Source organism: Flavobacterium sharifuzzamanii (genome assembly GCF_003254585.1).
Lineage (GTDB): Bacteria > Bacteroidota > Bacteroidia > Flavobacteriales > Flavobacteriaceae > Flavobacterium > Flavobacterium sharifuzzamanii.
This window is the reverse complement of the sequence record NZ_QJGZ01000025.1, coordinates 16,568-28,727: the sequence shown is the minus strand read 5'-3', so window position 1 is coordinate 28,727 and position 12,160 is coordinate 16,568. Positions and strand designations below refer to the sequence as shown.

7 protein-coding genes are annotated in these 12,160 nt (G+C 34.7%); 1 reads left to right on the top strand and 6 read right to left on the bottom strand.

Features of this window, described 5'->3' with window-relative positions; all coding sequences use genetic code 11:
* Positions 1-168: 168 nt before the first annotated feature.
* From DMA14_RS00240 to DMA14_RS00220, 5 genes are all read right to left on the bottom strand, one after another.
* Positions 169-1,986 carry an alkaline phosphatase gene (locus DMA14_RS00240; RefSeq protein ID WP_111422201.1) on the bottom strand — a complete coding sequence of 606 codons (1,818 nt, stop codon included), beginning with the start codon at positions 1,984-1,986 and terminating at the stop codon, positions 169-171.
* Positions 1,987-2,321: 335 nt separating this feature from the next.
* The gene (locus DMA14_RS00235; RefSeq protein WP_111422200.1) at positions 2,322-3,857 is read right to left on the bottom strand and encodes a RagB/SusD family nutrient uptake outer membrane protein; all 1,536 of its coding nucleotides are present in this window, start codon (positions 3,855-3,857) and stop codon (positions 2,322-2,324) included.
* Between the two features lie 19 nt (positions 3,858-3,876).
* Entirely contained in the window at positions 3,877-7,257 is a 3,381-nt protein-coding gene (locus DMA14_RS00230; RefSeq protein WP_111422204.1) for a TonB-dependent receptor, read from the bottom strand.
* Between the two features lie 70 nt (positions 7,258-7,327).
* Positions 7,328-8,248 (bottom strand): FecR family protein, encoded by a 921-nt coding sequence (locus DMA14_RS00225; protein WP_111422198.1) that lies wholly within the window; start codon positions 8,246-8,248, stop codon positions 7,328-7,330.
* A 113-nt stretch (positions 8,249-8,361) separates the two neighbouring features.
* On the bottom strand, positions 8,362-8,919 hold the full coding sequence (locus DMA14_RS00220) for an RNA polymerase sigma-70 factor (protein ID WP_111422196.1): 558 nt from the start codon (positions 8,917-8,919) through the stop codon (positions 8,362-8,364).
* 464 nt (positions 8,920-9,383) lie between these two features.
* On the opposite strand from DMA14_RS00220, the gene DMA14_RS00215 reads away from it, so the two are divergent.
* Positions 9,384-10,301 (top strand): bifunctional helix-turn-helix transcriptional regulator/GNAT family N-acetyltransferase, encoded by a 918-nt coding sequence (locus DMA14_RS00215; RefSeq protein ID WP_111422195.1) that lies wholly within the window; start codon positions 9,384-9,386, stop codon positions 10,299-10,301.
* A 526-nt stretch (positions 10,302-10,827) separates the two neighbouring features.
* Here the strand turns inward: DMA14_RS00215 and xylA are convergent.
* The gene (gene xylA / locus DMA14_RS00210; protein ID WP_111422193.1) at positions 10,828-12,153 is read right to left on the bottom strand and encodes a xylose isomerase; all 1,326 of its coding nucleotides are present in this window, start codon (positions 12,151-12,153) and stop codon (positions 10,828-10,830) included.
* Positions 12,154-12,160 lie beyond the last annotated feature (7 nt).

Sequence of the window (12,160 nt, the reverse complement as noted above, 5' to 3'; positions counted from 1 at the left end):
ATTGTTTCATTGGGATTTGAAAAACGTTTTCAAGCTCTGGAAGAGCGAAATATTTATAGCTAAAAACTCAAGACACAAAATAAAAGCTCCAGCGGAGCGACATATTTCTGAAATTAATAAAGGAGCAACCTTTTCAGACGCTCCTTTAATTTGAATTTATTTAAGAAATCATTTCCCTCCAATCAATTCCATAATCTTGTTGTAAATTGCTGTATTCTGATAAACTCCCATGAATTTTTCAGAACCTGGTCCATAAGCAAAAACAGGAACCGGAATTGCCGTATGATCGTTAGTGCTAAAGCTTCCGTGAACGTAACCTTTTTCAATACTTCCATCAATTAGAGATAATCCGCCCGTTTCGTGATCGGCGGTTACGATTAACAAAGTTTCCGGATTTTTATCTACAAATTCCATTGCTTGACCAACCAATTTGTCAAAATCAAGCATTTCTCTCACAACATACTCTACATTGTTCTGATGTCCGCCGTAATCAATTTGAGCACCTTCAGCCATAATAAAAAACGGATTCTTTGTTTTTGAAAAAGTATTTGTCGCTTTCGCTAAAGATTTCGTTAGAAAATCTCCTCTTCCGTTTTTCATAGAAACTACCGCTGCATCTTCTAAAACTACAAATCTGCTATTTTTAATAGTATCCAAACTCGAGAATTTATCAGAGAAAGCATATCCTTTTTCGATTAAAACTTTAGATAAATCTTTACCATCTTTTCTAGAAATAAATTCTTTCTGACCTCCTCCAATCAAAATATCTGACGAATTCGAAAGAAAATCGTTCGCAATTGGTTCACTTAAACTTCTTTCTGGCTGATGTGCATAAAATGCAGCTGGAGTTGCATCTGTAATGTTTCCAGCAGAAATAATGGCCGTTTTATAGTTTTTCTTTGCCAATTGTTCTGCAATTGTCTGAAGCTGTTTCCCCTGTTCATCGACACTTACAAAACGATTATTGGTTTTATGTCCCGTTGCCATTGCCGTTGCTCCTGCTGCAGAATCTGTGATATAACTATCTGAAGCTTTTGTAATCGAAAATCCTTGAGTTGGAATATTGAATAAACTCAATTGGCCTTTGTTTGCTGTATAACCAGAATAGATTTGCGTTAATCCCATCCCGTCTCCAATTAAGAGAATAACATTTTTTGGACGTTTATTCTTGAAAACATTTTTAGGAACATAAGCTTGATGAAACTCTGTATTCTGATAAAATGTCGTTTTGATACTATTAATAAATTGAGTCAGTTCGGAAACTTTATCCGTTCCAATAAAATCAACTTTTAAATTCATCAAAGTCATATACGTGTTCACATTGTCTTGCGTAGCCCAGAATCTTATCTTTTTATTTTGATCGTGGACTTTTTTGATAATTGCCTGAATTTTTTCAGAATCTAGCTGCGTCAAAACACCTTTTCCGTTCCAAACCGTAATTTCATGTAAATCTTCGCTAATCATTTCAACTCTCGTCAATTGATCTGAAGTATAGTTTTCGTTCAATCTTCCATCAAAATAAATGAAATCTGGATATGCTGCCCAAAGTGATAGCAAAGGTCTGTTTCCGGAGATAACCACTTTTATGTTTTTATTCGAAATGATATCTGGAAAAGTCTTTAACTGCTGTGTAATTGCTTTTAGAGTCGAATCGGCATCTGACTTAATATCAATCATTAAAATCAATGGTTTATTGCTCGGATACGCTTTTCCTTCCAACGCTTTTAATTTATTAGAAAGCGGTTCCAAATACATGCTTTTAAGTGTATTGTGAGAAGCAATTTCTTTAGCAGTGTGTGCCACAAATAATTCGTTATTCACTAAAAAAACATCGGCTTCTATAACACCAGTTTCGTTAGAATAAGCTCCGTAAAAAGGCAACTTACTTTCGTAATCGTTATGCGAATGAATGTTAGAAGAACTATATTCTTGCGCTTGCGCGAAGAGGCAAAATTGAAGGCAAAAAAGGGTGATTATTTTTTTCATCGAAAATGATTTTTATTCTTTTAAAGCTGTAGGTAACTTTATTAGAAATGGGTTTCTGCAATTTATTTTTAACACATAGAAACATAGCTTTTCTTTCTGTGTAAAGGCGTTTCACTTGTTTAAATGCACATAGTAAAATGTTAAGTTCTATTTGTCATTCCGAGGAACGAGGAATCACACTAGAAATTCCGCATAGAATATTTCCAATCTTTGTCGAATCCCGAGTGTGATTCCTCGTTCCTCGGAATGACAAACTTTACTCTGTTTTTTTACAACTGCAGTCTCCTGACTAAGACTGCAGCGTAAAAAACTAAAAAAACACAACGAATTTTTTATTACCAGCCTTGGTTTTGAGTTAAAGCTCCTTTACTTACCGCGATTTCATCTGGCGGTATTGGCCACACATGATGAATTGCAGGATTGAAATTACGAGCAGGATAAATAACGCTTCCGTTATAATGGTGCAATGGTTTTGCATAAGTTTCTTTTGCATCTCCCCAACGCACTAAATCAAAATGACGGTCTGTCCACTCACCTGCTAGTTCGCATCTTCTTTCTCTTTTTAAATCGACCATTGTCGCACCAGAAATATCTGTAAGACCTGCACGGTGACGAATCATGTTGATTTCTGTGTCTGCATTTTGACCTTTCATTAATTTCGCTTCCGCTAACATCAAAATCACATCAGCATAACGTAAAAGAGGAACATTTAAAGCAGTTGAAGGCTTGTCTCCATTCGCATTTACATAACGAATATCTACTCCGCCCGAAGTTGTTTTTGGATAACTGAACGGCTCCATATATTTTTTAAACTGATAACCCGTTCTGTTACTTGAACTTACTACGTGATTTCCTTCATTAAAAGTCACGGTCTCTCCGAAATAAACAAATTTGTCTCCTTTTTGTAAAATCGTAGCGCTGCGTCTTTTATCGTTGGCAGCGTAAGTATCAAATAATTCTTTTGTCGGATAAAAATTTCCCCATCCATTGTAAACTCCCCAACCTTTATCTTCTAAACAAACTCCAGGAAAAATAGAACCTAAAGAAGTATTCTCAGCACTTGAAGTTACAGACCAGATATATTCTGAAGACCAGTTGTTGCTAATTTTAAAAACATCTTCAAAATTGTCCAATAATTTGTGTTTTCCACTAGCCACGATCATGTTTGCATATTTGATGGCGTTGTCCCAATCTTTTGCGTACAAATAAGTACGAACCAAATAAGCCCAAGCCGCAGTTTTGTGTGCACGTCCGTAATTGTCTGGTGTAAGCTGATCAAAATAAGGCAATAAATCGGCTGCTTTGATTAAATCGGCAGCAATGTAAGTGTAGTTTTCGGCTACATTTTTAGCGCGAGGCACATAAACATTTGTTGGATTTTCTCTGTCCTGAATCGGAATTCCTGCACGATCATCTCCATAATGGTACGCCAATTCTAAATGCATTACAGCATGATTAAAGTAAGCCTCTCCCAACATTCTGTTTCTTGTTTTTTCATCCAAAGAAATGTTTGGAATATTACGAATCACGTCATTACAACGCTTCATGATTTCGTAGTGAATTCTCCAGATATCTTTAGTATCCGATTCTGATCCGTCTACAATAAAATTTTTGATTCGTTCTGCATTTTGCCTTGGCTTTGTTCCAATATCATCGCTGGCATTATTCAGCCAAAAGAAACCACGACCGTACATATTATCATCTGAATACAGGGCGTAAATTGCATTTACTCCTGCTTTTGCATCTGCTGGTGTTTTCCAGAAATTCCCGCTCGAAGGAGCTCCTTGCGGCACAACATCAAGTTCGCTTTCGCAAGCCGAAGTGCTTACCAAAAGCACGAAACTCAATAATAAAAGACTTATTTTTTTCATTTTAATTGTTTTTTATTTTTTAAAAAGTTGCGTTAACACCTGTCATGTAAATACGAGAAAGCGGATAACGTCCTAAATCCATTCCAAAGTTTTTAAGACCAACTTCAGGATCCATTCCAGAATAATTTGTAATCGTAAATAAGTTTTGTCCAGAGATAAAGAATCTCAATTTTGCTTTTCCGTTCAACCAGCTTTCTTTAATTGTATAACCAATCGAAACATTTTTCAATCTTAAGAAAGAAGCGTCTTCAATAAAAAGATTAGAAATACGACCAAAGTTGTTATTATTATCTGTTGACGAAAGAACTGGAACATTTGTATCCGTATTGGTTGGAGTCCAAGCATCTTTTGATTCAGCCAATAAATTGTAACCAGGGAAAGAAGCATTTAAACCTGTATGTTTTACAGCATTGAAAACGCTATTTCCTGCAGCTCCGTTAAAAAAGATATTCATATCAAATCCTTTGTATCTAAAGTTGGCATTCAAACTATAAGTTGTTTTCGGGAAAGGACTTCCTAACACTACTCTATCGCTATTATTAATTACACCATCGCCGTTTTCATCTCTAAATTTAATATCTCCCGCAACCGCATTTGGCTGATACATTACACCGTTTTTATTCACATAAGCTTTCACCTCATCATTGCTTTGGAACAATCCGTCTGTCTGGTATCCGTAGAAAGCTCCAACTGGGCTTCCAACTTGATAAATATTGGCTAATGGTAAACTACGAACTCTGCTTAAACCAAGAGGTTCTAATGAATTCAAATCGTCTTTAATAGAAACAATTCTATTGCTTAAGAATCCAGCATTTGCCGTAACATCAAATTTAAATTCTCCACGAGTTTTTTGATAGGTTAAACTCACCTCGATTCCTTTATTTTCAACATCTCCAGAGTTAACGATTCTTCCTTGTGGCGTTCCAGAAACTCCTGGCAATTGGTCACGAACCAACATGTCTTTGTTCTTCTTTACATAAGCATCAACAGATCCTACTAAACTATTATTTAGCATCGTGAAATCTAAACCAATATTGGTCTGCTCAGAACTTTCCCATTTTAAATTAGGATTTGATAATTCGCTTTCAGCATAACCATAATTAATTGATGGCACAACGCCAATTAAAGCCTGAGTTTGCACCAAAGGCACACTAAATTGATATGGTCCAAGGTTTCCTAAGTTTCCAATTTGTCCCCAGCTTGCGCGAAGTTTTAAGTTGCTGATGATTGGCTCAATACCTTTCATGAAATTTTCTTCAGAAATTAACCAACCTGCAGAAACTGAAGGATAAACCTTCCAGCGATTATTTTCTAATAATTTTGAAGTTCCGTCACGACGAACAATTCCAGAGATTAAATATTTCTGACTGAAATCGTAATTAATTCTTCCTACATAAGAAGAAATAATTTCATCTGATCTTCCTGCTGCAGTCTGCTGAATTAATTTTGCATTTAATAAATAACGTTGAGATGGATCTTCGTTATCAAAACCAGTTCCTTCAATGGTATAGAAGTCTCTTTTCGTTTCTTGATATGTATAACCAGCCAGAGCTTTCAAATTGTGCTTTCCAAATGATTTCTCATAAGAAATAGTCTGCTCGCTCAATAAATCTGTAGTAGTTATGTTTTTTAGCGTCAATCTGTTAAAATCAAAGATCTTTCCTGGCTCTGTAACTTTTACTGTAAAATCTGATGCATTGTCTTGAATTCTTGTATAACCCCAGTTCGATTTTACTTTTAACCCTGGAACAATTTCCCATTCTGCATACGGATTGATCAAAATGGTAGAAATTGGATTTTTATTGTCTAATCTTTTCAAATAAGCCACCGGATTGATAACGTCTCCGTAAGAACCAATATATTTTTCTGGAACCCCACCAAACTGACCTGAACCATCTTCTCTATAAATTGTTGCGTTTGGCGGATACAAAATTGCTGCTTGAATTGCTCCTGTATACGAACTTGACGTATTAGCAGTCTGACCATCAGTTAATGAGTATGAAATATTTTCTCCAATTGTGAAATTATCTGCCAATTTGAAAGAAGAATTTGCTCTTACCGTATAACGTTCTCCATAAGTATTTAGCAAAATACCTTCGTTTTTTCTATAACTTCCAGAAAGAAAGAAATTAGATTTTTCTGTTTTTCCGTTTACCGAAAGCGACAAATCTTGAATTTCTCCTGTACGGAAAATTTCATCCATCCAGTTAGTTTTTGTTGTTCTTGCAGTTGGTTCAAATGCAGGATCGAAAGCAGGAATTCTCGGCAAACCTGCATTATCTCTTGCAAGATTCATGGCATCAGCATATTCTGCAGCGTTTAAAACCTGCAATTTTTTAGCAACATTCTGAAAACCTCCTTGGTAATTTACATTCACATTAATTTTATCTGAAACTCCTTTTTTAGAAGTAATTAAAATTACCCCACCAGAAGCTCTCGCACCATAAATTGCTGCAGAAGCCGCATCTTTTAAAACGTTTATCGATGCAATATCATTTGGATTTATGGTATTTAAAGAACCACTGTAAATAATTCCGTCCAAAACAATTAGAGGCGTTTCAGCGTTCAAAGATCCAATACCACGAATGTTGATTGTTGGAGCCGCAGTCGGATCACCACCATCATTAATTACCGTAACTCCGGCAACCGTTCCTTGTAATAATTCAGCAGCATTATTGTACGTTCTGCTTGAAGTTTCCTTCATAGAAACAGAACCAACTGCTCCTAAAACTTCATTCTTTTTCACGCTTCCGTACCCCATTACCACAACTTCTTGAAGCTGTTTCACATCGGCTGCTAATTTTACAGTGATGTTTTGCGAGCTAGTAACTTTCACTTCTTGCGTTATATAACCAACGTAAGAAAAAATAAGCGTTGCTTCAGAAGCGTTTACTTCTAATTTAAAAGTTCCATCAAAATCTGTTGCTGTTGCGGCATCAGAACCTTTATCTTTAATTCCAACTCCTGGCAAAGGCATATTATCGTCTCCTCCGAAAACAGTTCCCGAAACAGTAATTTTATTTTGATCGGCAGAAGCAACTTTCTGATTTTTCTTGATTACGACATTGTTGCTCACAATCTCATATCTAAGCACATTACCGCAAATTTTATCCAGCGCTTGTTCAAGCGTTACATTATTCAGTTTTAAACTTAATTTCTGATTGGCATTTACTTGGCTGCTTTCGTACATAAAATGCACATCAACCTGATTTTCAATTTTTTGAAATATATTTTTTATACTCTCATTGTCAACTTTTAAAGTCACTCTTTTGTTAATGTCAACATTCCCGGCTTTTACTGTTTGTGCAGCAAAAAACAAAGTCATAAACAGGAATAATTTTGCTCCCATTGTCCTTATGCTCTGCCATTTTGCGGCATACCGCATTTGTTTTTCATTCATAGTTTTTAGATTTAGTGTAATTGTTTTGTTTATTAGTTTGCTACGTAGTTTTATTTTTTTGTTTAAAGAATTACTCGATTTTGTATACCCCTGAGTCCATTTTGTATTGGGCATTGATGATATTGCACACCAATCCAATTACCTGATCGGCAGGTAGTTCTTTAAAATAAGCGCTGATCTTTAAATCGTTTAAACTCTTGTTTTTAACTTCAATCGCAACATTATAATTGCGGTTAATTGTGGCTACAACTTCAGAAAGAGGCGTTTCTTCAAAAACCATAATATTTTTTCGCCATAGCGAAATGGTATTCAACGGAACATCTTTAAAGGCTTGAAGCTTGTTGCTTTTCGATTTAAAAACCACTTTCTGTCCCGGAGTTACATATACATTCTCGTCTGTTACAGTCGATTTCACGTTTACTCTTCCGGTTGCAACCGAAACTTCTTGTGTCGTTTGATCTGGATACGCTTGAACATTAAAACTGGTTCCGAGAACTTTGGTATCCATTTTATTGGTATGAATGATAAACGGATGTTTTTTGTCTTTGGCTACATCAAAAAAAGCTTCGCCGCTTAAATACACTTCTCTCGTATCACCTTTAAATTCCTTCGGATATTTAAGAACACTTCCTGCATTTAGCCAGATTTTTGTTCCGTCGCTTAGTTTTATTTGTGCATGTTCGCCTAGTTTTACTGCAAATTGTTTGCTTTCAACAGCATTTGATGTTTGATAAAAAAACACCGATAATCCGACAAGGCAAACTAAAGAAGCCGCAACAGCCCAGTTTTTGTATGAAAGAGCAATAACTTTATTCGTATTCTTTATTTGTCTTAATTCTTTTTTCAGTTTGGAACGGTCTGATTGAACTATTTCCATATTATCAAAAAAATCATCTGTACGATCGTACCATTTATTCCACATTTCTTGTCCTTTTGGAGAGTACTTTCCTTCTAAAAATTTTTTGATTTCGTTATTTGAATTTTCAGGCATTATAATTTCTTTATGTCTTTAATAGTATGTCTTGGGAATTGTAGTTCTAGGTAGGCGCAAAAGGTTACGCTTCTGTTAAGAAAAAAGTTGGATTCTTAATCTGAAGTTTACTTTTAATTGAATTCGCCCAAATAAGTGCGCATGAATTTTAGCGCGTACGTAATATGGTATTTTACGGTTTCGATCGAAACATTCAATTCTTCTGCGATTTCTTTATTGGTATAATGTTTTACTCGGCTTAGAATAAAAACCTCTTTTGATTTTTTAGGAAGTAACGATGCCGCCTCGTCAACTGCTTTTTTCAACTCATCATAATAAATAGAATCTTCAATCGCATTATAACTGGTTTGCGAAGCGGTATTTTTATCTAAAACCTCCTGAATGTATTGATCGGTAACTTCGTGCGATTTGATATAATCTAAAGTCATATAGCGAACCGAAGTGTAGATGTACGCGGCAAAACTTTTCTGGATTACAATTGTTTTGCGTCTTTCCCATATAGAGGTAAAAACTTCCTGCACAATTTCTTCTGAAATGGCAATCGATTTCATTCGGAGATATACAAACCGAACAAGCAGATCTCGATATCTAAAATAAAGTTCATCAAAAGCTTTGTCCTTGCCCGATTTTAATAATTCGACAAGTTCTTCGTCTGTAAACTTCTTATACATGATACATTATTTTGGTATGAATAATCAAATCAAAAGTGTCTGCCAAAACACTTTTTCTGATTTCGTCTTGATAATGATCGTGCTGATTAAAAAATGGCATATACAAAGTATTGGTTTCTTCTTATATGTCTCCAAAATTAAAGCTGAGGGTAGGTCGATTAGGTTACGTTTACATTAATAAAACCACTCTAAAGCGAAACATATTATTAACATTTGAAGTCAAAGGCCAACTGAAAAATAAAGGTTTGTAGTATTTGGCGTAAAAAATGAAAAACTTTGTTTGGTATAACAATCTTTCTCTTATAAAAAGGAGAAAAAGTGCTTAACAAATAATTAATGGGAATGCATTAAAATGAGTTTATTCTTTTCAAAATTCCTTTCTCAAAAAATAAAAAAAGTTAAATTAGTTGACAAAAGCAACTAAATTTATATATTTGTACTTCAACAATACAATATTTCAAATCATGAATACTACAACTTCAAAAATTAGAAGTTTCAACCGATTTTATACGGCACATTTAGATATCTTAAGTCAGCATTATTTGGATAGTGAATATTCTTTAACCGAAATACGAATTCTGTATGAAATCAGTGAAAGCAAAACTATAACAGCTCAGAAAATCACTGAAATTTTAAATCTAGATAAAGGTTATTTAAGCCGAATTTTGAAGCGTTTTTTAAAAGAAAACTTAATTGTAAAAGTTGCTTCCGCAGAAGATAAACGCGCTTTTAACATTAAACTGACCGATTCTGGAAATGAATTATTAAGCGTTTTGAATGCTAAATCTGAAAACAAGATTGAGGGTAAAATTGAAAAACTAAGCAATTCTGAAAAAGAAATTTTAGTCGATTCAATGAACACGGTTAGAAATCTGCTTACAGAAAATAAAATAACTCGTGAAGATATTACGTATCGCCATAATATTACTCCTGGCGATATTGGCTACATTATTTATTTACACGGATTTATCTATGGAAACGAATCGAATTTTTCAAATGATTTTGAGAAATACGTGATCAAGACTTTTTACGATTTCTTAGAAAAATATTCTCCAGAAAATGACCGAATCTGGATGGCAGAATACAATAACAGAATTGTGGGATGCGTTGCCATTGTACATCAACCTAATGAAGAAGCGCAATTGAGATGGTTTCTTCTCGATCCCGCTTTTAGAGGTCTCGGAATTGGTAAAAAACTCTTAACCGATGCAGTTGATTTTTGCCGAGAAAAGAAATTTAAAAACGTTTTTCTGCTTACCACAAGTTTACAAGACAAAGCGCTTCAAATGTATAAAATGATGGGATTCGAACTTACAAAATCTGAAGAAGTTGAGGAATGGGGGAAGGTGTTTTATGAAGAAAGGTATGATCTTAAGTTATAAAATAGTAATCGATATACTTTTAGCACCTTTTTTAAGTGACCTTTCCTCTTATTAAAAAAGCTCTTTTCAGAACGAAAAGAGCTTTTCAAATTTTGTGGTTTATTCAGTCTAGAGATTCATTTTTTTAGCATCTTCAACAAACTGTTTCAATCCGATATCGTTAACGGAGATTTCTCCTTCGTCGAAATGACAAAACTGTACGTATTTCTTTGCTTAAGTAAAGTTCTTGTGAGTAAAAAATGTGCATTTCGATTGATTTTGCTCTTCAAAAAACCTTCAATAAAAAATACTCACTATTATTTTATCAAACTGACTTTTGATTCTTTTTGATTTTCAAAAAATAGCAACTAAACCTTAAATCTATTTTTTTCAAATCTCAAGAACAAAGCCATAATCTTAATACACATTTTTAGAATTTTATCTGATAGAATATCAGAAAACAGTTTTTAAACTTTTCTAGATTTGCCTCACTAAATATTTTGTAGAAACCCAACAGGTTTAGAAGACCTGTTGGGGTTTAGTTTTATTAAATATATTGGTTGATGATATTTTCAAACAATTCTTGTTTACCGCTTTGAAGATTTAATTCTCCATTTTCGTGAGCGATTGTATAAAGATCTTTAAGGTTTAATTTTCCTTCAGCAAAATCTTTCCCTTTTCCAGAATCGAATGAGCTGTATCTTTCTTTTCTTAATTTCTCGTAAGGAGAAGAAGAAATGATTTTATCTGCAGTCAATAATGCTCTTGCAAAAGTATCAGCACCTCCAATGTGTGCTAAGAAAACATCTTCTAAGTCTGTAGAATTTCTTCTAATTTTAGCATCAAAGTTAACTCCACCACCTTGCAATCCGCCGGCTTTTAAGAAAACCAACATTGCTTCAGTAGTTTCTTGAATGTTATTTGGGAATTGGTCTGTATCCCATCCGTTTTGGTAATCTCCTCTGTTGGCATCAATGCTTCCTAACATTCCAGCTTTTGCAGCCACTTCCAATTCGTGTTGGAAAGTATGCTGTGCCAAAGTCGCGTGGTTTACCTCGATATTGATTTTGAAATCTTTATCTAAACCATAATTTTTCAAGAATCCAATCGCAGTTGCCGAGTCAAAATCGTATTGGTGTTTAGATGGCTCCATTGGTTTTGGTTCGATAAAGAAAGTTCCTTTAAAACCTTGCGCTCTAGCATAGTCTCTAGACATTGCTAAGAATTGCGCCATGTGGTCTAATTCTCTTCCCATATCTGTGTTTAGCAAAGACATATAACCTTCTCTACCACCCCAGAATACATAGTTTTCTCCACCTAAAGCGATTGTAGCATCAAGAGCTAATTTTACTTGACCTCCAGCTCTTGCCACAACATTAAAATCTGGATTTGTCGCCGCTCCGTTCATGAATCTTGGATTTGAGAAACAGTTTGAAGTTCCCCAAAGTAATTTAATTCCAGATTCTGCTTTTTTCTGTTTTAGGTAATCTGTAATAAAAACCAAACGTTTTTCTGATTCTGCGAAAGTTGCTCCTTCAGCAATCAAATCGTAATCGTGGAAGCAGAAATAATCGAATCCCATTTTGCTGATAAATTCAAAAGCTGCATCTGCTTTATCTTTCGCTGCCTGATAAGGATCTGATGAAGCATCCCAAGCAAATTGCTGTGTTCCTGGTCCAAATGGATCGCTTCCTTGTCCGCAGAAAGTATGCCAATATGCGATTGCAAATTTAAAATGCTCACGCATTGTTTTTCCAGCTACAACTTGGTCTGGATTGTAATATTTAAATGCCAATGGATTATCAGATTCCTTTCCTTCAAATTTTATTTGGCCAATACCTTTGTAGTATTCTTTATCTCCTAAAACTATCATTTGATTC